Consider the following 21,118-nt stretch of genomic DNA (forward strand, 5'->3'; position numbering starts at 1 on the left):
TTCCGTGGTTTTCGTTTCCACTGCCAAAGGAGTGATGCGGTCTTCGCGAGATACCGGCCGATAAACGAGAACGCCCGGCCGTCCCTTCTTTGCCACCCTTTGGGGCGACCGCCGGTTTCGAGCGTTCGATTCCGCCACAATCGAACGCATGATTCCCACTTTCGTCTTCGTGCACGGTTCGGGAAGTTCGGCACACGCCTGGACGGCCACTCAGCGGGAAATGGCGCTGCGCGGGCATCGGACGCTCGCGATCGACCTCCCCGGCAGGGGCGCGGGATTCACCAGGGCCTATCACGAACAGGACCTCGAAACTTTCGCGGCCGAGCCGTCGGTGATGAGCGACGTGACCGCGGCCGACTTCGTCCGGCCGGTCGTCGAGGCGGTCCAGCAGGTGCGCCACCACGGCCCCGTCGTCCTCGTCGCGCACAGTTTCGGCGGGCTCCCGGTGACCGCCGCCGCCAACGCGATCCCCGAGCTGATCGACCGCGTCGTCTACGTCGCCGCGCAGTGCCCGGTGGACCGCCATCCCGGCGAGTACGCGATGTCGCCCGAATGGGCTTCCGGCGACTTCTTCTCCGCGATGGCGCCCCTTTTCGTCGGTGATCCGGCGCGCCAGGGATTCGTCCGGATCAACTGGCGTGGCGCCGACCAAGCACAACGCGAGGCGCTGCGGATGGCCATCGCCGCCGAACTCACCGAGGAGCAGTTCCTCCAGGTCGTCGTCACGAGCCAGCCGGACGAGGTGTCCTGGCTGACCGGTCAGGAGTGGGACCACCGCGCCGACAAGGATTCCTGGGGCCGGATCCCGCATACGTTCGTACGACTGATCGACGACCGGTCGATGCCGCTCGCCGTGCAGGACCGCTACATCGCCGAGGGCGACGCGCTCACTCCGGACAACCCGTTCGACGTCCACGACCTCGCGAGCAGCCACGCCGGGTTCTTCCGGCGGCCCGCCGAACTGGCCGCGATCCTCGACCGGCTCAGCGTCCGAGCAGGCGCCGGATCTCGGTGACGGCCGCGCGGCCCGCCCGGTTCGCGCCGACGGTGCTGGCGGACGGGCCGTAGCCGACCAGGTGCAGCCGCGGTTCGGCGACGACGCGGGTGCCGTCCATCCGGATCCCGCCCCCGGCGGCGCGCAGGTGCAGCGGCGCCAGATGGTCGATCGCGGCACGGAACCCGGTGGCCCACAGGATGACGTCGGCGGGCTCGAAGGTGCCGTCCGACCACTCCACACCGTCCGGCGTGATCCGGTGGAACATCGGGCGACGATCGAGGACGCCCGCGTCCAGCCCCGCGCGTACTTCGGGGGTCACGGCCAGATCGGTCACGCTGACGACGCTTTCCGGCGGGAGGCCCTCGCGGACGCGACGGTCGACCTTCGCGACGGCCTCACGGCCCCAGTCCTCGCTGAACGGCTCTTCGCGCCACACCGGCGGGCGCCGGGTCACCCAGCGCGTCGAACGCGCGAACGGCGCGATCTCCAGCAGCAGCTGGACGGCCGACGAACCGCCACCGACCACGACGACCCGCTTCCCGCGGAAAGCCTCGACGCCGGTGTAGTCGGCGGTGTGCAGCTGGCGGCCCCGGAAGGTCTCCTGTCCGGGATAGTGCGGCCAGAACGGCCGGTCCCAGGTGCCGGTCGCGCTGACCACCGCCCGCGCGGCCCACGTTTCCGTCGCGCTCGCCACCATCAGCCGATCTTCCCCCGCGCTCACCGACAGGACATCGACCGGACGATGGACAGGGAGGTCGTACGTGCGCTCGAAGCGGCCGAAGTACTCGGAGACGACGTCGGCGGCGGGCAGCTTCGGATCCGGGGTGCCGAAGGCCATCCCGGGGAGGTCGTAGATGCCGTGGACCTTCTCGACGATCAGCGAAGGCCACCGGTACTGCCACGCGCCACCGGGCCGTTTGCCGTGGTCGAGCACGACGAAACCCGCCTCGTTGGCGAATCCCGCGCGGCGCAGGTGATACGCCGCCGACAGACCGGCCTGGCCCGCCCCGATCACCGCCACGTCGACTTCGTGATCCGCCTTCATACCGGGTTCAACGGTGGCGGCCCCCGACTATTTCGTCCGCTGCGTCACAGCCCTGACGATGGCGACGATCAGCAGCACCCCGGCGACGGCCACCAGCACCGGAGCCACCCGTTTGACCACGGATTCGCCCGCGTACTCCATCAGATCGATGGCTTCGCCCTCCGACACCGGCTTCACCGCTTTCAACGGCGGGCGTTCCTCGGTCTTCTCGGGCTCGGGCGTGGTGGCGAGTTTGCCGGACAGGCACTCCGCGAACGAGTCGAGGATCTTCCCCCCGACCTCGGAGATCATCCCTCGCCCGAACTGCGCCGGCTTCCCGGTGACGGCCAGCTCCGTGGCGACGGCGCCGTGCGTGACGCCGTCCTTCTCGGTCAGGGTGAGCGTCACGGTCGCCGACGCCGTGCCCGCCCCTCGGGCGTCTTTGCCCGCGGCCTTGATCACCACTTTCTTCGCGTCGGCGTCCTTCTCGACGAAATGGCCGGTTCCCTTGTAGAGCAGGGAGATCGGCCCGAGCTTGACCTTCACCGTGCCTTTGAAGGCGTCCCCGTCGACCTCGGTGACGGTGGCGCCCGGCATGCACGGCGCCACCCGTTCCGGGTCGACGACGGCCTTCCAGACCTCGCCGACCGGGGCGGGAACGGTGAATTCGTGGTCGAGCCGCACGGGCCGACCTCCCTTCTGTGTCTTAGCTACCCGCGGCCGCGAGGACCGCCCGGCCGGTCAGCACCCGCGCGAGGTGCTGCCGGTACTCGACGTCGGAGTTTCCGTCGGCCGTGGGGTTCGTGCCCTCGGCCGCGCGTTCGGCCGCGCCGCGGATCGCCTCGGCGGTGGCCGCGCAGCCGACCAGCGCCTCCTCGACCCCGGCCGCCCGTACCGGCGTCGAGCCCATGTTGGTGAGCGCGACCCGCGCCTCCTCGATGGTGCCCGCCTCGGTGCGGACGCAGGCCGCGACGGCGACCATCGACCACGCCTGCGCGACCCGGTTGAACTTCTCGTAGTGGGCGTGCCAGCCGGTGTGCTTCGGCACCCGGACCTCGACCAGGAGTTCGTCCGCGGCGAGCGCGGTGGTGAACATGTCCTGGAAGAAGTCCGCCGCGGCCACCGTCCGCCGCCCGCCCGGCCCGGCGACGACGAGTTCGCAGCCGAGCGCCAGCACCGGCGCCAGCAGGTCACCGGCGGGATCGGCGTGTGCGATGGCGCCGCCGAACGTGCCGCGATGGCGGATCTGCGGATCGGCCACCGTGTCGGTGGCGGCCTTGAGCAGCGCGGCGTGCTCGGCGACCAACGCGTCCCGCTGGACGTCGTAATGCGTGGTCATCGAGCCGATCACCAGCGCGTCGCCGTCCTCACGGACACCGCGCAGTTCGGCGACCTTCCCGAGGTCGACCAGCGTGGTCGGCGTGGCGAGCCGCATCCGCAGCACCGGCAGCAGGCTTTGCCCGCCCGCCAGCACCTTGGCGTCCTCACCGGCTTCGGCGAGCGCGGCGATCGCCTCGTCCACTGTGGACGGAGCGACGTAGTCGAACGGGGCCGGGATCACTGGGCACCTCCGGTGGCGTCGATCGAACCGAGACCGCCACCGGCTTCCGAGCCCAGCCCGCCCGCGGCGGCCGACCCGTGCTGGATGGCGTGCCAGACCCGCATCGGGGTCAACGGCATTTCGATGTCGTTCACCCCGAAGTGCCGGACGGCGTCGACCACGGCGTTGACCACCGCCGGGGTCGAGGCGATCGTGCCCGCCTCCCCGACTCCCTTGGCGCCCAACGGGTTCGTCGTCGACGGGGTTTCGGTGCGGTCGGTGGTGAAGCTGGGCAGATCCGCCGCCGACGGGAGCAGGTAGTCGGCGAAAGTCCCGGTGGTCAGCGTGCCGCCTTCGTCGTGGACGGCCTCCTCGAACAGCGCCTGCGCGATGCCCTGCGCGAGCCCGCCGTGCACCTGGCCTTCGACGATCAGCGGATTGACCGCGACACCGACGTCGTCGACGCAGACGTAGGAGCGCAACCGCACGCGCCCGGTCTCCGTGTCGACCTCGGCCGCGCAGAGATGCGTGCCGTGCGGGAAGGAGAAGTTCTCCGGATCGAACGTGTCCGACGAGTCCAGCGAAGGCTCGACGCCGTCCGGCAGGTTGTGCGCCGAGAACACGGCCCACGCGATGTCCTGGATGGACGTCGAGGAATCCGTGCCCTTGACCGAGAACTTGCCCGCCGAGAATTCGAGATCGTCCTCGGCGCATTCCATCAGATGCGCCGCGATCGGCTTGGCCTTGGCGAGCACCTTGTCCGCCGCCTTGACCACCGCGATCCCGCCGACCACCAGCGACCGGGAGCCGTAGGTGTCCATGCCCTTGTGCGAGGACTGGGTGTCGCCGTGGATGACCTCGATGTCCTCGAACGGGACGCCGAGTTTGTCGGCGACGATCTGGCTCCACGCCGTCTCGTGGCCCTGTCCGTGCGCGGAGGCACCGGTGATGACCTCGATCTTGCCGGTGGGCAGCACCCGGATCTCCGCGTGCTCCCAGCCGCCCGCCGCGTAGTCCAGCGAGCCGAGCACCCGCGACGGCGCGAGACCGCACATCTCGGTGAACGTCGAGATACCGATACCGAGCTGGACCGGGTCGCCCGATTCCCGCCGTTCCTTCTGCTCGCGGCGGAGGCCGTCGTAGTCGAAGAGCTGCTTGGCCTTCTCGGTGGCGGCCTCGTAGTTGCCCGAGTCGTAGGTCAGCCCGGCCACCGTGGTGAACGGGAACTCCTCGTGCTTGATCCAGTTCTTCTCGCGGATCTCCATCGGGTCCATGCCCAGCTCGACGGCGAGTTCGTCCATCATCCGCTCGATCCCGAACGTGGCCTCCGGCCGCCCGGCGCCGCGATAGGCGTCGGTGAGCGTGGTGTTGGTGAACACGTTGGTGCAGGCGAAGTGGTACGCCGGGAACTTGTAGATCGCGTTGAACATGAACGCGCCGAGGATCGGCACGCCGGGTCCGACCAGCCCGAGATACGCGCCCATGTCGGCGAGCAGCTCGACCTTGAGGCCGGTCACCGTGCCGTCGCGGTTCGCGGTGATGGTGAGGTCCTGGATCTGGTCGCGGCCGTGGTGCGCGGCGACCATGGTCTCCGAACGGGACTCGTTCCACTTCACCGGTTTGCCGAGCCGCTGCGCGATGAGCGTCGCCATCATCTCTTCGGGCAGCACGGCGATCTTGCCGCCGAACCCGCCGCCGACGTCCGGCGCGATCACCCGCACCTTGTGCTCGGGCAGGCCGAGCGTGGCCGCGGTCATCGTCTTGAGGATGTGCGGGACCTGCGTGGCCGACCACATGACCAGCTGGTTGCCCGTCGGGTCCACGACGCACGCCCGCGGTTCCATGAACGCCGGCACCAGGCGCTGCTGACGGAACCGCCGTTTGAGCACGACCTCGGAGCTCGAGATCGCGTCTTCGACGCTGGAACCCGTTCCCGCGTCGGCGGAATCGAAGACCCACACCGCGTTCTGGTTGGTGCCGAGCTCCTCGTGCACCAGCGGCGCGCCCTCGGCGAGCGCGTTCTCCAGGCCGAGGACGACCGGCAGCTCGTCGTAGTCGACGTCGATCGCTTCGAGCGCGTCGTGCGCTTCGGCCGACGTGCGGGCGACGACCACCGCGACACCCTCACCGGCGAAGTTCACCGTGTCCGAGGCGAGGATGGGCCGCCTGGGCGATTTCATGTCCGGCGTGATCGGCCACGCGCACGGCATGCCGATGGCGCCCTCGGGGTCGAGGTCCTTCCCGGTGAAGACCGCGACCACGCCGGGCGCGGATTTCGCCTCGGTCACGTCGATCGAGACGATCTTGGCGTGCGCGAACGGGCTGCGGAGCACGGCGAGGTGCAGCATGCCGGGCAGGGTCAGGTTGTCGGTCCAGCGGGTCCGGCCGGTGATGAGGCGCTCGTCCTCCTTGCGGCGGCGGGACTTGCCGACCTCCGGTTCGATCGTGGAGGTCATCACTCACCACCCGCGCCGACACGGGAGGCGGTGTCCGAGGCGAGCCGCTCGGCTTCGGGACCGGCGCCGGGCCGCATCTCGTGAGCGGCGTCGCGGACCGCGCGGACGATGTTCTGGTAGCCCGTGCACCGGCACAGGTTGCCTTCGAGTCCTTCGCGGACGGCCTGCTCGTCCGGGTCGGGATTGTCGGCGAGCAGGTCGATCGACTGCATGATCATGCCGGGCGTGCAGAAACCGCACTGGAGCGCGTGGTTCTCGTGGAAGGCCTTCTGCACCGGGTGGAGTTCGCCGTCGCGGGCGAGCCCCTCGATCGTGGTGACCTCGCAGCCGTCGGCCTGGACCGCGAGCACCGAACAGGATTTCACGCTGTGCCCGTCGAGGTGGACGGTGCAGGCGCCGCAGTTGCTGGTGTCGCAACCGACCACGGTGCCTACCTTCCCGAGCCGTTCGCGCAGATGATGCACGAGGAGGGTGCGGGGCTCGACGTCGTCTGTGTAGCTGGTGCCGTCGACGGTGACGGTGATGCGCATCAGGCCTCCAAAAGCAAGAGAAACCCCGCGCTGGTCCGGGGTCGTTCGGGAGCGGCCGGTCATTCGGTTGTCACGGACCGACCCCGGAACGACCGTGATCGGACTCACAGTCGAGCGTGCTACGTCGCTCCTGCCAGGGCAACCCCCACCAGGGGGTGACTCGCGAACGGGTCCGCAGGTGCGTTGCTGGGGCGGGCGAAAGGGCGCAGATGCGGAGAAAGCGCGAGTGTCCATTCGGTACAGGTGGTCGTGAGTGGTAAGTGCCGTTAGAACGGCACTTACCACTCACGAGGCCAGGGGGCGTTCGCACCGGTGATCACGGTGGCGACCCGGTCCCCCGGGATGTCGTGCACGGCCAGCGCGGCCAGGCCCGCGGCGCCCGCGGGTTCCGGGAGGACGCCGAGGGTTTCCGCGCCCAGCCGCATGGCCGCCCGCAGATCGTCGTTCCCGACCAGCACGAAATCGTCCACGAGCGACCGCAGCCGCCGGATGGATTCGGGTTCCGGCGTACGGATCGAGATACCGCCGGCGAACGAGTCGGCCCGGTCGACGGTGATCGGCTCGCCCGCCAGCCAGCTCTTCGCCATCGCGGGCGCCGACGTGGTCCCGACGCCGACGATCCGGATGTCCGGCGTATGCGCCTTGAGCCACAGCGCGACCCCGGCGATCAGCGCGCCGTCGCCGACCGGGAGCACGACCGTGTCGATCCCGTCCTCCCGCGCGAGTTCCAGCCCGATCGTGCCCGCGCCTTCGGAGATCGCGGGCTCTCGGCCGTCGACCACGAAGACACGATCGGGGGCTTCGGCGGCGAAGGCGGCCGCGGCGACCTTCGCCTCGCCCTCGACCCGGCGCACCCGCGCGCCCAGCGTCTTCATCCGCCGCAGTTTGACCGGGGAGATGTCGGCGGGGACGAACACCTCGGCCCGCAGACCGTGCTTCCGGGCGGCGAACGCGACGGCCTGCCCGAAGTTGCCGCTGGTCCCGCACACCATCGTGGCCCCCGGTTCCAGCCCGGCGGCGAAGTAGTCCGCGCCGCGGCCTTTGAAGCTGCGCAACGGGTTCAGCGTTTCGATCTTCACCAGCACGGGCCGGCCGAGCCGTCCGTTCAGCTGTTCGTCGCTGTACTGCGGGGAGTCGAGGAAGAGGGGGTCGATCACCTTCGCCGCCTCGGCGACGTTGTCCAGCTTCAGGTCCATGTCACTCAAGTTAGGCGGGAGGACGAGCACGCCGATTGTAAATTTTCCCGCCCACGTGCAAGATTCTTGCGTGCCTCTCGACGAACTCGACCACCTCCTGCTCGACCTCGTCCAGGCCGACGCGGCCCGTCCCCTCCACGACTTGGGCGACGCCGTCGGCCTCTCCCCCAGCGCGGTCCAGCGACGGCTGACGAGGCTGCGCGCCGAGGGCGTGATCCGGGCCGAGGTCGCCGTACTCGACCCGGAGGCGCTCGGCGCGGGGATGACGTCGGTCATCCTGGTCGCGCTGACCGACGACGACGAGAAAAGCCACGCGGCCTTCCGCGAGCGCATGCTGGCCGAGCCCCGCGTGCAGCACTGCTACAGCATCGTCGGGCAGTGGGACTACGTCGTCGTGCTGCTCACGCCGGATCTCAAGGCGAGCCGGTACCTGTCGAGAAAACTGTTCGACGAGCGCGTCAAACGGTTCGAAACCCTGCCCGCCTTCGAGGTGGTCAAGTCGAGCCAGGCGGTCCCGCTGCCCGGCGTCAGCCGTGGATCCGGCCGCTGAGTTCGGCGAGCCGCGATCCCGAACCGCTCCAGCGCAGCGCGATGATCTCCGCCGCGATCGACACCGCGGTCTCCTCCGGGGTCCGCGCGCCGAGGTCGAGCCCGATCGGCGAAGACAGCCGTTCGAGTTCCGCTTCGGTGACTCCAGCTTCGCGAAGCCGCGCGAACCGGTCGTCGTGGGTCTTGCGTGAACCCATCGCGCCGACGTAGCCGACGTCGAGACGCAACGCGACCTCCAGCAGCGGCACATCGAACTTCGGGTCGTGGGTGAGCACGGCGATCGCGGTGCGGCCGTCGACCCGGCCCGCTTCGGCTTCCGCCTCGAGATAGCGATGCGGCCAGTCGACGACGACCTCGTGCGCGTCCGGGAAGCGGGTCTTCGTCGCGAAGACGGGACGCGCGTCGCAGACCGTGACCTGGTAGCCGAGGTACGCGCCCATTTTCGCCATCGCGGCCGCGAAGTCGATCGCGCCGAAGACCAGCAGGCGCGCGGGCGGCTCGAAGGAGTTGACGAAGACCGTCATGCCCTCGCCGCGCCGCTGCCCGTCCGGCCCGTAGTGCAGGGTGCCGGTGCGGCCGCCGGCGAGCATGCCACGCGCGTCGTCGACGACCGCGTCGTCCATCCGCGACGAGCCGAGCGAACCGGCGACGCGATCCGGCCAGACGATCAGGTGCTCCCCGACCATGCCCTCGCGTTCGTGCTCGATCACCGTGACCACGGCGACCGGCTGTCCACTGTGGACCGATTCGACGACGTCGCCGAGCTCGGGCATCGAATCGCGGTCGATGTGCTGGACGTAGATGTCGATGATCCCGCCGCAGGTCAGCCCGACGGCGAACGCGTCGTCGTCGGAAACGCCGTAGCGCTGCAACACGGGCGAGCGTTCGGCGACCACCTGCTGCGCGAGTTCGTAGACGGCGCCCTCGACGCAGCCGCCGGAGACGCTGCCGGTGACCGTGTCGTCCGGGGCGACGAGCATCGCCGCGCCGGGGCTCCGTGGCGCCGACGAGAACGTCGCCACCACCGTCCCGACCCCCACCGTCTCGCCTGCCGCCCAGCGGCGGTGCAGTTCGTCCAGTACGTCACGCATCGGCGATCTCCACGAGAAGTCGTTCCAAGGTGGCCATGCTGTGCCCGGCGAGCAGCCGATCGAGGTACGGGAGCGCGGCCACGATGCCGGATTGCACGGGAGCGTAACCCGCCCGCCCCGCGTGCGGATTCACCCAGAATACGACGTGCGCGAGCCGCCGCAGCCTGGCGAGCTGTTCGCCGAGCAGGGCGGTGTCGCCCCGTTCCCAGCCGTCGGAGAACACGGTGACCACGGATCGCCTGGCCACGCCGCGTTGTCCCCACCGGTCGAGGAACGTCCGCAGGGTCTCGCCGAGCCGGGTCCCGCCCGCGAAATCGGGGACCGCGGCGGCCGCGGCGAGCATCGCGTGCTCGGGATCGCGCAGCCGGAGCTGGCGCGAGACCCTGGTGAGCCGGGTGCCCAGCGTGAACACCTCGACCCGGCCGGGAGCGCGCCGGGCGACGACGTGCGCGAACCGCAACAGCGCGTCGGCGTACGGCCCCATCGAGCCGGAAACATCGATCAGGAGGACGAGGCGGCGCGGTTTGGTGCTCCGTCGCCGATACGCCAGGCGGACGGGCTCGCCGCCGCCTGCCAGCATCGCCCGGAGCGTGCGTGACGGGTCGAGAGCACCCCGCCGGGCGGCGCGACGGCGCGGTGAGGATCGCGGCGGGAGCGCCGGACGCAGTTTCGCGAGCAGTTCCCGCAGGTGAGCGCGTTCGGCGACACTCAACTCGGCGAGGTCACGGTGGCGCAGGAGTTCTTCGTCGCTCGCCGCCACGCGGAGTTCGTCGGGTTCCGCGCCGGATTCGCCCTGGCCCGCGTGCGCGAGCGTCGCGATCCTGGCGCGCTTCGGCGCCGCTTCCCGGCTTCGGCGTCGTGGTGCGGCTTCCTTTTCGGTGAACCAGCCGTCGAACGCGGCGTCGTAGCGCGGGATGTCGTCGGGATCCGCGCACAGCGTCAGCCGTCCGGCCCAGTACAGCTGTTCGGGATCGGCGAGGTCGATCGCGCTGACGGCTTCGAGATACGCCTGGGTTCGGTGCGCGTCGCACGGCAAACCGGCTTCGCGCAATGTCTCCGCGAAGCCGACGAAGCCGGCCAGTGGATCGCTCACGCCTCCATTGTGCGCGCGTTTCGTCCTCTGGATGCGGTACTTGCGCGTGCAAGTACCGCATCCAGAGGACGAAACGCGAGGTCAGCGGCGGGCGAAGGCCGGGGTCTTCTCGCGGAGGGGGCCGATGCCGCCCATGACCGCCGCCAGGGCGGTGAGCTGCGGAAACCGGTCCGAGATGCGGAGCGGAAGCGGCACCGTCCGCTCGGTCAAGGTCCCGTCCAGCGCGGGTTCGATGAGCATCTTGTGCTCCTCCAGTTGCTGCTTTTGGGCGAGTGTGACGGCCACGGCCCGCCGACGCTGCACGCGGGCGAGGTCCCGGGCGGTCAGCGTCCCGCGCAGCAGCGGGGCGGCGAGGATCCGCGCGGCCGCCACGGCGTCCTGCACCGCGATGTTGACGCCCATCCCGCCGACCGGTGACATCGCGTGCGCGGCGTCGCCGATGCAGAGCACGCGGTCCGAGTACCAGTGCGGCAGCTTGGACATCCGCACGTTCAGCAGTTTGACGTCGTCCCAGCCGCGGATCTCGCTCAGCTGCTCGTCGTTCCAGCCGAACAGGCCGCCGATCCGCTCCCGGAACTTCTCGATGCCTTCGGCCCGCTGCGCGGCGTCCTGCCCCTTCCGGATCAGGTACGAGGTCTGGAAGTAGTCGCCGCGATCCATGGTCACGCCGGCGAGGCCGCCTTCGAAGCGGCCGAACACCTGCGCCTCCTTACCGGTGTCCTCGAGTTTCGGCACCCGGACCCACCAGACGTCCATCGGCACCTCGTACTCCTTCGGCACGAGCCCCGCCTCAGCGCGGATCAGCGAATCGCGGCCGTCGCAGCCGACCACGAGCGACGCCGCCAGTTCCCGCTCCTCACCGTCGGCATCGCGATAGCGCACGCCGCCGCCCTCGCGCAGACCGAGTACCTCGGCGCCCATCTCCAGGGTGAACGTGGGCTCCTCGGCCGCGGCTTCGGCGAGCAGATTCAGGAAATCCCATTGCGGGACCATCGAAATGTACTTGTGCGGCCCGGGGATCCGGCTGAAATCGGCGGCGACGATGGTCGCGTCGCCGATCAGCATCCGCATCTTCTCCAGCCGCCGCGACGGCAGTTCCGCGAAGCGTTCGCCGAGCCCGAGTTCGTCGAGCAACATCAACGTCGGCGGATGCACCGTGTCACCGCGGAAATCACGGAAGAAGTCCTTGTGCTTTTCGAGAACGGTGACCTCGACCCCGGCCCGCGCCAACAGGAGTCCGAGCACCATCCCCGCCGGACCGCCCCCCACCACACAACACCGTGTACGTCCCATAACCGAGTTGTAGCGCGAGGAATGGGCCGTCGCCATGGATTCGGGTGAGAAGGGGACCTAGGTCCTGAGGCCCGCGATGAGGACCTCGACCATCTTGCGCGCGTTGTAGCGCGGATCGTTTTCGGCGCCGATACAGAGGTTCCCGACGCCGCGCATGACTTCGAGCGCCTGCAGATCGGAGCGGATCTCGCCCGCCTCCGCCGCCGCGTCGAGCAAGCGGGCGCACACCGGCAGGAGGGTGTCGAGGAAGTAGGCGTGCAGCGTCTCGAACCCGGCGTTGTCCGATTGCAGTACCGCCGCCAGACCGTGTTTGGTGACCAGGAAATCGACGAAGAGGTCGATCCAGCGCCGCAACGCCTCGTACGGGGAATCGCTCGACGCCAGCAGTTCCGGTCCGGCTTCGGCGCACGCGTCGACCTGATGCCGGTAGACGGCGATGATGAGGTCGGCCCTGGTCGGGAAATGGCGGTAGATCGTGCCCATCCCGACGCCCGCCTTGGCCGCGATGTCGCGAACGGGCGCCTCGACGCCTGACGTGACGAAGACGGCCGCGGCGGCGTCGAGCAGGGTCTTCTCGTTGCGCCGGGCGTCGGCGCGTTTGGCCTTGGTGCCCTCGTCACTCATCACGCACTCCTCCACGAGCTTGCCAAACGGAACAGTGCTCCGTATCGTTAGCGGAGCAACGTTCCGCTTGCTCATCTTGCCATGGAGGACCTCGTCATGCAGTACCGCACCTTGGGCAGGACCGGTGTGCAGGTCAGCACGCTCGCGCTGGGCGCGATGAACTTCGGCGCGATCGGGCGCACCACCCAGGACGAGGCCACGGCCATCGTCGACGCCGCGCTGGCCGGCGGCGTCAATCTCATCGACACCGCCGACATGTACAGCGCCGGCGAGTCGGAGACGATGGTCGGGAAGGCCATCGCCGGCCGCCGCGAAGACATCGTGCTGGCCACGAAGGCGAGCATGCCGATGGGCGAAGAGCGCAATCACCAGGGCGCTTCTCGTCGCTGGCTGGTCACCGAGCTGGACAACAGTCTGCGCCGCCTCGGGGTCGACCACGTCGACCTCTACCAGATCCATCGCTGGGACCCGAAGACCAGCGACGAGGAAACCCTTTCCGCGCTCACGGATCTTCAGCGCGCGGGGAAGATCCGCTACTTCGGTTCGTCGACGTTCCCCGCGTATCGCATCGTGCAGGCCCAGTGGGCCGCTCGCGAGCACCGGCTGAGCCGGTACGTCACCGAGCAGCCCGGCTATTCGATCCTGCAGCGCGGCATCGAAACGCATGTGCTGCCGGTGACCGAGGAATACGGGATGGGCGTGCTGGCGTGGAGCCCGCTGGCGTCCGGCTGGCTTTCGGGCGCGGTCCGGGAAGGCCGCGAGATCAGCACGAACCGTTCGGCCGTGCTGCCGCAGCGTTTCGACCTGACGCGGCAGGTCAACCGGGCCCGGCTGGAGGCCGTCGAACGGCTGGCCAAGGTCGCCGACCAGGCGGGGCTGAGCCTGATCCAGCTCGCGCTCGGCTTCGTCGTCGCGCATCCGGGAGTGACGAGCGCGATCATCGGGCCCCGCACGCTGGAACACCTCGAGTCGCAACTCGCGGCCGCGGACACGGTGCTGCCGTCCGACGTCCTCGACGCGATCGACGAGATCGTCGCCCCGGGCACCGACCTCGCCCCCGAGGAGAAACACGACACCCCGCCCGCGCTGCTCGACGCGTCGCTGCGGCGCCGCTGAACCTCAGGCGAGCAGCTTGTCCAGTTTGGCCCGGACCCTGTCCAGGTCTTCGCTGTACTTGAGCACCGAGCCGAGCGTCCGGGCGGCGGCCGCGGCGTCCAATTCGGACATCCCGAGCGCGAGGAGCGCCTGAGCCCAGTCCAGGGATTCCGCCACTCCGGGCGGTTTCAGCAACTCCATCGCGCGGAGCCGGTGCACCGCCGTCGCGACCTGGGCCGCGAGCGTCTCGCCGAGACGCGGGATCTTGCGGCGCAGGATCTCGACCTCTCGGCCGAGGTCCGGATGTTCCAGCCAGTGATAGAGACAGCGGCGTTTCAGCGCGTCGTGCACCTCCCGCGTCCGGTTGGAGGTGAGCACCACGAGCGGCGGGTGCTCGGCACGCACCTCGCCGAACTCGGGGATCGTCACCGCGTTCTCGTCGAGGAGTTGCAGCAGGAAGGCTTCGAACTCGTCGTCGGCGCGGTCGATCTCGTCGACCAGGAGGACACACGGTGCGGTCTGCAACGCCTTCAGCAGCGGCCGGGAAAGCAGGAACCGTTCGGTGTAGAGGGATTGTTCGGCGGCCTCGACGTCGAGGCCGCCGTCACCCGCGGCTTCCAGCGCCCGCAGATGCAGCAGCTGGCGGGGGAAGTCCCATTCGTACAGTGCCTGCGCCGCGTCGATCCCTTCGTGACATTGGAGCCGGATGAGCGGCATGCCGAGCGCTTCGGCCAGTCCCAGCGCGAGCGAGGTCTTGCCGGTACCCGGTTCGCCCTCGCAGAACAACGGGCGGCCGAGCGCCACGGCGAGGAACCCGGCCGTGGCGATGCCGTCGTCGGCGAGATAGCCGACCGCTTCGAGGGCTTCGGCCAGTTTCTCGGGCGATTCGACGGTCACGGTCTCGATCGTAAGCCCCGGTGAGCCGGAGATCAGCCTGGAAGATCCTCGCGGCGGTCCACGTCGTGCCCGGTGCCGAGGTCACCGCATTCGACGAGCCTCAGGTCCTGGCGCGCGCGGAGCCAGTCGCGGGCACCCTTGTCCCCGGACGCGCCCGCGACGATCTCCGGCCACCAGCGACGGCCGAGAACCACGGGATGACCGGGAACGCCGTCGTAAGCGGCACGCGCGACGGTGTTCTCGTCGGCCCCGTCGGCGACCCGGCGGACCACCTCGGCACCGACCCCGGGCAGATCCACGAGATGGACGACGGCGGCTTCGGCATCGGTTTCGGCGAGCGCGCCCAGACCCGCGCTCAGTGACGCACCCATGCCGGACTCCCAGTCCTCGGCCACGACGGCGGCCTCGGGGTCGGCCAGCAGCGCACGGGCTTGCGCGGCCGAGGCGCCCAGTACCACCCGGACCGGGACGCAGCCCGCTTCTGCGAGCACCCGCAGCGACCGGACGACGAACGGTTCGCCGTCGAGGACCACCAGTGCCTTCGGTCCGCCGAACCGGCGCCCGGCCCCGGCCGCGAGGAGCAGCCCCGCGACCTCAGCCATGCCTCGCCCTGGTCGGCGGCGCCGAGGCCAGATCGGCCTCGATGGCCCGCGCCGCCGCGAGCAGCGACGGCAGCAGTTCCTTTTCGACCGACTCGGGCGTGGTGCGGCTGGCGTGGGTGGAGAGGTTGACCGCGGCCACGACCTTCCCCCGTCGGTCCCGGATCGGCGCGGCGATCGAGCGGAGGCCCTCTTCGAGTTCCTGGTCGACCATCGCGTAGCCCTGCCGGTACACCTTCTCCAGCTCGGCGAGCAGGTCCTTTTGCCTGGTCAGCGTATGCGCGGTCAGCTTTTCGAGTTTGGCCGCGTCGAGGTAGCCGTGCAGGTCGTCGTCCTCCAGGCCCGCCAGCAGGACATGCCCCATCGACGTCGCGTGGGCCGGGAAACGGGTCCCGACGTTGATGCTGACGGTCATGATCCGCGAGACGGCCACGCGCGCGACGTAGACGATGTCCGGGCCTTCGAGCACGGAGATCGAACTCGACTCGTGCACCTCGGCGGAGAGCCGTTCGAGATGAGGCTGGGCGACCTCCGGCAGCGACAGGCTCGACAGGTACGAGTAGCCGAGTTCGAGGACCCGCGCGGTGAGCGAGAAGTACTTGCCGTCCGTGCGCACGTAGCCCAGGTCGACGAGGGTGAGCAGGAACCGGCGGGCGGCCGCCCTGGTCAGCCCGGTCGCCCGGGCGACGTCGCTCAGCGTGAGTTCGGCCGCGTCCTCGTTGAACGCCTTGATCACGGCCAGCCCGCGCTCCAGCGACTGGACATGATGCGCCCCGCGCTCGGTCACCTCGCCTTCGTCCATGGGAGAACCCTAACCGCCACCCTCTTTCTGGGCCGCAGGCTCACCGAGTTCGGCCAGTACCCGCTGGGCCACCGCGAACGCCGCGTTGGCGGCCGGGGCGCCCGCGTAGACGGCGGTGTGCAGCAGCACCTCGGAGATCTCCTGCGCGGTGAGTCCATTGTGGACGGCGGCGCGGACGTGCATCGCGAGTTCTTCGTGGGCGTGCAGCGCGGTGAGCGCGGCCAGGGTGACGCAGCTGCGGGTCTTGCGGTCGAGCCCGTCCCGCGACCAGACCGATCCCCAGGCGCCCCGGGTGATGTAGTCCTGGAACGGGCGGCTGAACTCCGTGGTGCGCGCGACGGCCCGGTCGACGTGCTCGTCCCCGAGGACCTCGCGGCGCACCCTCATGCCGGTCGCGTAGGGGTCTTCGCTCATCGGGCGGCCTCCAGATGTTCGAGGATCAGGGCGCTGAACCGCTCGGGCTGCTCGAAACTCCCGAGATGGGCGGCGTCTTCGACGACCTCGAGCCGCGCGTCCGGGATGCCGCCGGCGATCACCTCGGCGTGCTCGACCGGGGTGGCCGGATCCTGGGCCCCGGCGATGACCAGGGTCCGCGCCGCGATCTTGGGCAGATCGTCGACGAGGTCCATCCGTTCGATGGCCTGGCAGGACGCAGCGTAGCCCTCGGAGGGGACGCCCGCGATCATCTCGCGCAGGTACTCGGCCTGTTCCGGATACGCGGCGGCGTACCCGGTGGTCAGCCAGCGGCCGACCCCGGCCTCGGCGACCGCCGCGGTGCCGTGCTCCCGGACCGTCTTCGCCCGGTCCGCCCACATGCTCGGCGGGCCGAGTTTCGCGGACGTGCAGCACAGCACGAGACTCGCGATCCGGTCCGGGGCGTTGACGCCGAGCCACATCCCGGTCATCCCGCCGAGCGACAGCCCGACGACATGGGCTCGTTCGGCACCGTGCTCGTCGAGCAGCGCGAGCAGGTCACCGCCGAGATCCGCGAGCGTGTACGGCCCGGCGGGCACCGGGGACGCGCCGTGCCCGCGGGTGTCGTACCGGATCACCCGGAAACCCCGCTCCACCAAGGGTTTCACCTGCGGCTCCCACATGCGGTGATCGCTGCCGAGCGATCCGCTGAACACCACGATCGGGCCGTCGGCAGGCCCCTCCGCGACGCTGTGCACCTTCACCGGCTCGGATACCGAAGACCTAGACATCGAAGAACACCGTCTCCCCTTCGCCCTGCAACCGGATGTCGAACCGGTAGCCGTCGCCGGTCTTGGTGGCGATCAAGGTGCCTTGGCGCGCCTCCGGGACCGACGCCAGCACCGGATCCCCGGAGTTGTCGTTGTCCTCGAAGTAGATCCGCGTGACCACCCGGTGCAGGAGCCCGCGCGCGAACACCGAGACGTCGATATGCGGCGCCTGCTCGCCGCCCGCCGGTCCGGGCAGCGAGCCGGGCATGATCGTCCGGATCTCGTAGTCGCCGTTCGGGCCGGTGGGACAGCGGCCGAAGCCCCGGAACCCGCTCGCGACCGCTCCGCGCGGGTCGTCGGGGTGGTCGAACCGGCCGTCGGCGTCGGCCTGCCAGGTCTCGATCATCGCGTCCGGCACCGGTTCGCCGGCGCCGTCGAGGACGCGGCCGTGAATGCGGATCGCGGCCGGCTCGTCCGCGGGGACGACGTCCGGGCCGTCCGGCCAGGGCAGGCCGATGGACAGGTACGGGCCGACGGTCTGGGAAGGCGTCGTCTCCGGCATCAGTGCTCGTCCTCCTCGTCCTCGAAGACCGAAGCCTCCCGGCCGCGCACGACGATGTCGAACTGGAAGGCCAGCGCCCACTCGGCTTCCGTGCGGTCGAGGTCGAAACGCGCGATCATCCGCTGCCGCGCCTTCTCGTCCGGGATGGAGTTGAAGATCGGGTCCTGCGAGAACAGCGGGTCTTCCGGGAAGTACATCTGGGTGACCAGCCGCTGGGTGAACGCGCTGCCGAAGACGGAGAAGTGGATATGCGCCGGCCGCCAGGCGTTGTCGTGGTTCTTCCACGGGTACGCGCCCGGTTTGACGGTGGTGAAGGTGTAGCGCCCTTCGGAGTCGGTGAGCGTCCGGCCCGCGCCGTCGAAGTTCGGGTCGAGCGGCGACGGCCAGCGGTCGCCGGTGTGCCGGTACCGGCCGCCCGCGTTCGCCTGCCAGATCTCGACGAGCGAATCGCGGATCGGCCGCCCGTCGCCGTCGAGCAGCCGCCCGGTGACGATGATCCGCTGGCCCTGCGGCTCCCCCGCGTGCCCCTTGGTGAGGTCGTTGTCGAACTCACCGATCCGGCCAGGGCCGAGCGCGGGCCCGGTGACCTCGGTCAGCAGATGCGGGAGCACGATCAACGGCTCCTTGGGGTGCCGCAGCGCCGTCGACCGGTAGCCGGCGGAATCGAGCGGCGGATGCGTGCCCTCCGGATCGCGCCGGTAGCGCGGGAGCCTCAGTTCTGCGGGTGCCGACATGCTGTTCCCTCCAGCGCGGGTCAGTGGGTCACTGGGCTTCGACGACGATGGCCAGCCCCTGGCCGACGCCGATGCAGATGGCGGCCAGCCCCCATCGGCCGCCGGTGCGGCGCAGGTGGTGGGCCAGGGTGCCGACGATCCGGCCGCCGGAGGCGCCCAGCGGATGCCCGATCGCGATCGCTCCGCCGTTCATGTTGACGATCTCCGGGTCGAGCTTCGACCAGTCCCGCAGACAGGCCAGCGACTGCGCGGCGAAGGCCTCGTTCAGCTCCACCGCGGCCAGGTCCTCCCAGCCGATCCCGGCTCGCTCCAAGGCGATCTCGGCCGCGCGTACCGGGCCGATGCCGAAGACGTCCGGATCGACACCCGCCGCGCCCCGGCCGGCGATCCTGGCCAGCGGCGCCTTGCCCAGCCGCTTGCCCGCCGCCTCGTCGCCGAGCAGCAGCGCGGAGGCGCCGTCGTTCAGCGGCGACGCGTTCGCGGCCGTGACCGTCCCTTGTGGACGGAAGACGGGCTTCAGCTTCGCGAGCTTCTCCGGGCTGGAGTCCGGGCGGATACCTTCGTCGCGGGTGAGTTCGACCCCCGCGACCGGGACGACGTGGTCGTCGTAGAAGCCCTCGTCCCAGGCGCGGGCGGCGTTGACGTGGCTGCGGACGGCGAACGCGTCCTGCTCGTCGCGGCCGATGCCGTAGCGCTCCGCGAGCTGCTCGGTGGACTCGCCGAGCGAGACCGTCCACTGCTCGGGCATCTTCGGGTTGACCATGCGCCAGCCCAGCGCGGTGGAGTACAGCGTCTGGTTGCCCGCCGGGAAGGCCTTCTCCGGTTTCTGCATGACCAGCGGCGAGCGGCTCATCGACTCGACCCCGCCGGCGACCGCGAGCGAGGCGTCGCCGACCTGGATCGTCCGGCTGGCCTGCATGACGGCGTCGAGGCCCGAGCCGCACAGCCGGTTCACCGTGGCGCCGGGCACGGTGGTCGGCCAGCCCGCCAGCAGCGCCGCCATCCGCGCGACGTTGCGGTTGTCCTCGCCCGCGCCGTTGGCGTCGCCGAGTACGACCTCGTCGACGGTGGCCGGGTCGAGGTCGTTGCGCTCGGCCAGTGCCCGCAGCACGGTGGCGGCGAGATCGTCCGGGCGCACCCCGGACAGGGCGCCGCCGTACTTGCCGAACGGGGTACGGATGGCGTCGAACAGGAAGACGTCGGTCATGCGCTCGCCCTTTTGAGGTCTCGGAGGATGCGGAGTTCTGCCTCGGTCGGCGCCGGGGTGGTGCCCAGGTCGCCGGACACCTTCAGTTTCCACCCGGTCGCTTCGACGACCTGATCGACCTCTACACCGGGGTGCAGTTCGGTGAGCGTGAGCTCGGCGGTCTCCGGGTCGGGCCGCATCAGGCCGAGGTCGGTGACCACCAGCGTCGGCCCGGCGCCGGGGAGTCCGAGGCGTTCGCGATCGCCCTTGCCGGTGCCGTGGCCGAACGACGTCACGAAGTCGACCTTCTCGACGAACGTGCGGGGGCTCTGCCGGAGCACCACGAACACCTCGCGGCAGGAGGCGGCGATCTCCGGCGCCCCGCCCGCACCGGGCAGACGCACCTTGGGGTTGGCGTAGTCCGGGCCGATGACGGTGGTGTTGATGTTGCCGAACTTGTCCAGCTGGGCGGCGCCGAGGAAACCGACGTCGATCCGCCCCGGCTGGAGCCAGTAGTTGAAGACCTCGGGGACGCTGACCACGGCGTCCGCGGTGTCGGCGAGTTCGCCGTCGCCGATGGACAGCGGGAGCCTGGTCGGTTTGGCGCCGAGGCAGCCGGATTCGTAGATCAGCGTCAGGTTCGGCGCGTGCCCGCGGCGAGCCAGGTTGGCGGCCGTGCTGGGCAGGCCGATGCCCACGAAACAGGACATCCCGTCGCCGAGCGCGCGGGCCGCGGCGACGCTCATCATCTCGTCGGAGGTGTACTCGGTCATGCCTTCACTCCCGTCAGCTCGTCGAGCCAGCGGGTGAAGCTCTCCCTGTCCCGGCCGATCGCGTCCCATGCCTGGTAGGCGTCGTTGTCCCGTTCGTAGTAGCCCGCCGCGTACGACGGCCTCGCGCCGCCGGGAACCTCGGCCACGGCGGTGACGGCCCACGACGGCAGCACGATCGCGCCCGGCCGGGGCTCCAGCTCGTCGACGATCTCCTCGACGGTGACCAACGACCGTTTCGCCGCGAGCACCGCCTCCTTCTGGACGCCGGTGATCCCCCAGATCTGGACGTTGCCCGCCCGGTCGGCGCGCTGGGCGTGGACGATCGTGACGTCCGGGTTGAGCGCGGGGACCGCGGCCAGCCGCTCACCGGTGAACGGGCAGGTGATGGGTTTGATCGTGTCGGTCTGCGCCGGGAGATCGGTTCCGGTGTAGCCGCGCAGGACGGCGAACGGCAGGCCCGAAGCACCGGCGACGTACCGATTCGCCATACCCGCGTGGCTGTGTTCCTCTATCTCCAGTGGCACCGGCCAGGAGTGCTGGACCGCGTCACGGAACCGGTGCAGCGAGCCGACCCCGGGGTTGCCGCCCCACGAGAAGATCAGCTTGCTCGCGCAGCCCGCGCCGATGAGCTGGTCGTAGACGATGTCCGGCGTCATGCGGACCAACGTCAGGCCGGTGCGGTCCTGGCGGATGATCTCGTGCCCGGCGGCCACGGGGATGAGGTGCGTGAAGCCCTCGAGCGCGACGGTGTCGCCGTCGTGCACCAGCCGTGCCACGGCCTCCTTCAACGACAGCAGCTCCGCCATCCCCACCCTCCAGGCTGTTCATGATGCTGTTCGGATCGCGCACACATGTTCTACATATGAACATAGCTCAGCCGGCGCGACCGTGCA

General features: G+C 70.1%; 23 protein-coding genes. 3 read left to right on the forward strand and 20 right to left on the reverse strand.

Annotation, left to right across the window (positions count from 1 at the left end):
- Positions 1–148: 148 nt before the first annotated feature.
- On the forward strand, positions 149–1,015 hold the full coding sequence (locus tag DMC64_RS33240) for an alpha/beta fold hydrolase (RefSeq protein WP_125736724.1): 867 nt from the start codon (positions 149–151) through the stop codon (positions 1,013–1,015).
- On the opposite strand, the gene DMC64_RS33245 is transcribed toward DMC64_RS33240, so the two are convergent.
- The 6 genes from DMC64_RS33245 to DMC64_RS33270 all read right to left on the reverse strand — a co-directional run bounded on the left by DMC64_RS33245 (position 984) and on the right by DMC64_RS33270 (position 7,743).
- Positions 984–2,042 carry an NAD(P)-binding domain-containing protein gene (locus DMC64_RS33245; protein ID WP_125736725.1) on the reverse strand — a complete coding sequence of 353 codons (1,059 nt, stop codon included), beginning with the start codon at positions 2,040–2,042 and terminating at the stop codon, positions 984–986. The two genes, DMC64_RS33240 and DMC64_RS33245, sit on opposite strands and share 32 nt — an antisense overlap.
- A 27-nt stretch (positions 2,043–2,069) precedes the next feature.
- Entirely contained in the window at positions 2,070–2,705 is a 636-nt protein-coding gene (locus tag DMC64_RS33250; protein WP_038509714.1) for an SRPBCC domain-containing protein, read from the reverse strand.
- 22 nt (positions 2,706–2,727) lie between these two features.
- Complete coding sequence (locus DMC64_RS33255; protein WP_125736726.1) at positions 2,728–3,582, reverse strand: xanthine dehydrogenase family protein subunit M; 855 nt, start codon at positions 3,580–3,582, stop codon at positions 2,728–2,730.
- Positions 3,579–6,017 carry a xanthine dehydrogenase family protein molybdopterin-binding subunit gene (locus DMC64_RS33260; RefSeq protein WP_125736727.1) on the reverse strand — a complete coding sequence of 813 codons (2,439 nt, stop codon included), beginning with the start codon at positions 6,015–6,017 and terminating at the stop codon, positions 3,579–3,581. The genes DMC64_RS33255 and DMC64_RS33260 overlap by 4 nt, the downstream gene beginning before the upstream one ends.
- Positions 6,017–6,547 (reverse strand): (2Fe-2S)-binding protein, encoded by a 531-nt coding sequence (locus DMC64_RS33265; RefSeq protein WP_037342203.1) that lies wholly within the window; start codon positions 6,545–6,547, stop codon positions 6,017–6,019. The genes DMC64_RS33260 and DMC64_RS33265 overlap by 1 nt, the downstream gene beginning before the upstream one ends.
- Before the next feature lie 278 nt (positions 6,548–6,825).
- Positions 6,826–7,743, reverse strand: a complete 918-nt coding sequence (locus tag DMC64_RS33270) for a threonine/serine dehydratase (protein ID WP_125736728.1) — start codon at positions 7,741–7,743, stop codon at positions 6,826–6,828.
- Between the two features lie 70 nt (positions 7,744–7,813).
- Here DMC64_RS33270 and DMC64_RS33275 point away from each other — a divergent pair, with 70 nt between their 5' ends.
- Positions 7,814–8,293 carry an Lrp/AsnC family transcriptional regulator gene (locus DMC64_RS33275; RefSeq protein ID WP_125736729.1) on the forward strand — a complete coding sequence of 160 codons (480 nt, stop codon included), beginning with the start codon at positions 7,814–7,816 and terminating at the stop codon, positions 8,291–8,293.
- Here DMC64_RS33275 and DMC64_RS33280 read toward each other — a convergent pair.
- The 4 genes from DMC64_RS33280 to DMC64_RS33295 form a co-directional block, all read right to left on the reverse strand.
- Complete coding sequence (locus DMC64_RS33280) at positions 8,271–9,383, reverse strand: XdhC/CoxI family protein (protein ID WP_125736730.1); 1,113 nt, start codon at positions 9,381–9,383, stop codon at positions 8,271–8,273. The two genes, DMC64_RS33275 and DMC64_RS33280, sit on opposite strands and share 23 nt — an antisense overlap.
- Complete coding sequence (locus DMC64_RS33285; RefSeq protein ID WP_125736731.1) at positions 9,376–10,476, reverse strand: VWA domain-containing protein; 1,101 nt, start codon at positions 10,474–10,476, stop codon at positions 9,376–9,378. The genes DMC64_RS33280 and DMC64_RS33285 overlap by 8 nt, the downstream gene beginning before the upstream one ends.
- Before the next feature lie 81 nt (positions 10,477–10,557).
- On the reverse strand, positions 10,558–11,805 hold the full coding sequence (locus tag DMC64_RS33290; protein WP_370325285.1) for an FAD-dependent oxidoreductase: 1,248 nt from the start codon (positions 11,803–11,805) through the stop codon (positions 10,558–10,560).
- Positions 11,806–11,826: 21 nt separating this feature from the next.
- Complete coding sequence (locus DMC64_RS33295) at positions 11,827–12,393, reverse strand: TetR/AcrR family transcriptional regulator (protein ID WP_038509694.1); 567 nt, start codon at positions 12,391–12,393, stop codon at positions 11,827–11,829.
- Positions 12,394–12,489: 96 nt separating this feature from the next.
- Here DMC64_RS33295 and DMC64_RS33300 point away from each other — a divergent pair, with 96 nt between their 5' ends.
- Positions 12,490–13,509 carry an aldo/keto reductase gene (locus DMC64_RS33300; RefSeq protein ID WP_125736888.1) on the forward strand — a complete coding sequence of 340 codons (1,020 nt, stop codon included), beginning with the start codon at positions 12,490–12,492 and terminating at the stop codon, positions 13,507–13,509.
- A gap of 3 nt (positions 13,510–13,512) precedes the next feature.
- On the opposite strand, the gene DMC64_RS33305 is transcribed toward DMC64_RS33300, so the two are convergent.
- From DMC64_RS33305 to DMC64_RS33350, 10 genes are read right to left on the reverse strand one after another with little or no spacing between them, the layout of a single operon-like run.
- Positions 13,513–14,385 carry a MoxR family ATPase gene (locus tag DMC64_RS33305; protein ID WP_038509692.1) on the reverse strand — a complete coding sequence of 291 codons (873 nt, stop codon included), beginning with the start codon at positions 14,383–14,385 and terminating at the stop codon, positions 13,513–13,515.
- Between the two features lie 32 nt (positions 14,386–14,417).
- Positions 14,418–14,987 carry an NTP transferase domain-containing protein gene (locus DMC64_RS33310; protein ID WP_125736733.1) on the reverse strand — a complete coding sequence of 190 codons (570 nt, stop codon included), beginning with the start codon at positions 14,985–14,987 and terminating at the stop codon, positions 14,418–14,420.
- Entirely contained in the window at positions 14,980–15,786 is an 807-nt protein-coding gene (locus tag DMC64_RS33315) for an IclR family transcriptional regulator C-terminal domain-containing protein (RefSeq protein ID WP_125736734.1), read from the reverse strand. Before DMC64_RS33315 ends, DMC64_RS33310 begins: the two co-directional genes overlap by 8 nt.
- Before the next feature lie 9 nt (positions 15,787–15,795).
- Positions 15,796–16,200 (reverse strand): 4-carboxymuconolactone decarboxylase, encoded by a 405-nt coding sequence (gene pcaC, locus DMC64_RS33320; RefSeq protein ID WP_125736735.1) that lies wholly within the window; start codon positions 16,198–16,200, stop codon positions 15,796–15,798.
- A complete protein-coding gene (gene pcaD, locus DMC64_RS33325) occupies positions 16,197–16,991 on the reverse strand; it encodes a 3-oxoadipate enol-lactonase (protein WP_125736736.1) in 795 nt (264 codons plus the stop codon). The genes pcaC and pcaD overlap by 4 nt, the downstream gene beginning before the upstream one ends.
- The gene (gene pcaG / locus DMC64_RS33330; protein WP_125736737.1) at positions 16,984–17,532 is read right to left on the reverse strand and encodes a protocatechuate 3,4-dioxygenase subunit alpha; all 549 of its coding nucleotides are present in this window, start codon (positions 17,530–17,532) and stop codon (positions 16,984–16,986) included. Before pcaG ends, pcaD begins: the two co-directional genes overlap by 8 nt.
- Positions 17,532–18,266 (reverse strand): protocatechuate 3,4-dioxygenase subunit beta, encoded by a 735-nt coding sequence (gene pcaH, locus DMC64_RS33335; protein ID WP_037342185.1) that lies wholly within the window; start codon positions 18,264–18,266, stop codon positions 17,532–17,534. Before pcaH ends, pcaG begins: the two co-directional genes overlap by 1 nt.
- A 28-nt stretch (positions 18,267–18,294) precedes the next feature.
- Positions 18,295–19,473: a thiolase family protein gene (locus DMC64_RS33340; RefSeq protein ID WP_125736738.1), complete on the reverse strand. Its 1,179-nt coding sequence runs from the start codon at positions 19,471–19,473 to the stop codon at positions 18,295–18,297.
- Entirely contained in the window at positions 19,470–20,225 is a 756-nt protein-coding gene (locus DMC64_RS33345; protein ID WP_037342182.1) for a CoA-transferase subunit beta, read from the reverse strand. Before DMC64_RS33345 ends, DMC64_RS33340 begins: the two co-directional genes overlap by 4 nt.
- A complete protein-coding gene (locus tag DMC64_RS33350) occupies positions 20,222–21,031 on the reverse strand; it encodes a CoA transferase subunit A (protein ID WP_125736739.1) in 810 nt (269 codons plus the stop codon). Before DMC64_RS33350 ends, DMC64_RS33345 begins: the two co-directional genes overlap by 4 nt.
- Between the last annotated feature and the right edge of the window lie 87 nt (positions 21,032–21,118).

It is taken from the genome of Amycolatopsis sp. WAC 04197, assembly GCF_003947475.1.
GTDB lineage: Bacteria > Actinomycetota > Actinomycetes > Mycobacteriales > Pseudonocardiaceae > Amycolatopsis > Amycolatopsis japonica.

Bases quoted from the DNA above. Each gene is read 5' to 3' on its own strand.
- DMC64_RS33350 (WP_125736739.1), bottom strand. From the start codon at position 21,031: ATGGCGGAGCTGCTGTCGTTGAAGGAGGCCGTGGCACGGCTGGTGCAC.
- pcaG (WP_125736737.1), bottom strand. From the start codon at position 17,532: ATGCCGGAGACGACGCCTTCCCAGACCGTCGGCCCGTACCTGTCCATC.
- DMC64_RS33340 (WP_125736738.1), bottom strand. From the start codon at position 19,473: ATGACCGACGTCTTCCTGTTCGACGCCATCCGTACCCCGTTCGGCAAG.
- DMC64_RS33280 (WP_125736730.1), bottom strand. From the start codon at position 9,383: ATGCGTGACGTACTGGACGAACTGCACCGCCGCTGGGCGGCAGGCGAG.
- DMC64_RS33315 (WP_125736734.1), bottom strand. From the start codon at position 15,786: ATGGACGAAGGCGAGGTGACCGAGCGCGGGGCGCATCATGTCCAGTCG.
- DMC64_RS33310 (WP_125736733.1), bottom strand. From the start codon at position 14,987: ATGGCTGAGGTCGCGGGGCTGCTCCTCGCGGCCGGGGCCGGGCGCCGG.
- DMC64_RS33345 (WP_037342182.1), bottom strand. From the start codon at position 20,225: ATGACCGAGTACACCTCCGACGAGATGATGAGCGTCGCCGCGGCCCGC.
- DMC64_RS33260 (WP_125736727.1), bottom strand. From the start codon at position 6,017: ATGACCTCCACGATCGAACCGGAGGTCGGCAAGTCCCGCCGCCGCAAG.
- pcaD (WP_125736736.1), bottom strand. From the start codon at position 16,991: ATGTCTAGGTCTTCGGTATCCGAGCCGGTGAAGGTGCACAGCGTCGCG.
- pcaC (WP_125736735.1), bottom strand. From the start codon at position 16,200: ATGAGCGAAGACCCCTACGCGACCGGCATGAGGGTGCGCCGCGAGGTC.
- DMC64_RS33240 (WP_125736724.1), top strand. From the start codon at position 149: ATGATTCCCACTTTCGTCTTCGTGCACGGTTCGGGAAGTTCGGCACAC.
- DMC64_RS33270 (WP_125736728.1), bottom strand. From the start codon at position 7,743: ATGGACCTGAAGCTGGACAACGTCGCCGAGGCGGCGAAGGTGATCGAC.
- DMC64_RS33265 (WP_037342203.1), bottom strand. From the start codon at position 6,547: ATGCGCATCACCGTCACCGTCGACGGCACCAGCTACACAGACGACGTC.
- DMC64_RS33300 (WP_125736888.1), top strand. From the start codon at position 12,490: ATGCAGTACCGCACCTTGGGCAGGACCGGTGTGCAGGTCAGCACGCTC.
- DMC64_RS33295 (WP_038509694.1), bottom strand. From the start codon at position 12,393: ATGAGTGACGAGGGCACCAAGGCCAAACGCGCCGACGCCCGGCGCAAC.
- DMC64_RS33245 (WP_125736725.1), bottom strand. From the start codon at position 2,042: ATGAAGGCGGATCACGAAGTCGACGTGGCGGTGATCGGGGCGGGCCAG.
- DMC64_RS33290 (WP_370325285.1), bottom strand. From the start codon at position 11,805: ATGGCGACGGCCCATTCCTCGCGCTACAACTCGGTTATGGGACGTACA.
- pcaH (WP_037342185.1), bottom strand. From the start codon at position 18,266: ATGTCGGCACCCGCAGAACTGAGGCTCCCGCGCTACCGGCGCGATCCG.